This is a genomic window from Pseudoalteromonas sp. bablab_jr010, from assembly GCF_016464105.1.
GTDB classification, from domain to species: Bacteria; Pseudomonadota; Gammaproteobacteria; order Enterobacterales; family Alteromonadaceae; genus Pseudoalteromonas; species Pseudoalteromonas simplex.
On record NZ_JACDWV010000210.1, the window covers coordinates 1 to 303 of the forward strand.

General features: G+C 44.9%; 2 tRNA genes. Both read left to right on the plus strand.

The features are described from left to right. Window positions 1-49 precede the first annotated feature (49 nt). Window positions 50-125: transfer RNA gene (locus tag JIG37_RS22530), tRNA-Gly, on the plus strand. An 86-nt stretch (window positions 126-211) separates the two neighbouring features. After that, window positions 212-287, plus strand: a tRNA-Gly gene (locus JIG37_RS22535). Window positions 288-303 lie beyond the last annotated feature (16 nt).

Below are 303 nucleotides of genomic sequence, written 5' to 3' on the forward strand. Positions count from 1 at the left end.
GAAAGCATTAGCTTGTAACTAGAAACTTGTAACTAGAAACTATTTGAATGCGGCACTAGCTCAGTTGGTAGAGCGCAACCTTGCCAAGGTTGAGGTCACGAGTTCGAGCCTCGTGTGCCGCTCCAATTTCTCACCAAAAGAAATTGATATAAGTTTCAAGGGGAAAGCATTAGCTTGTAACTAGAAACTTGTAACTAGAAACTATTTGAATGCGGCACTAGCTCAGTTGGTAGAGCGCAACCTTGCCAAGGTTGAGGTCACGAGTTCGAGCCTCGTGTGCCGCTCCAATTTCTCACCAAAAGA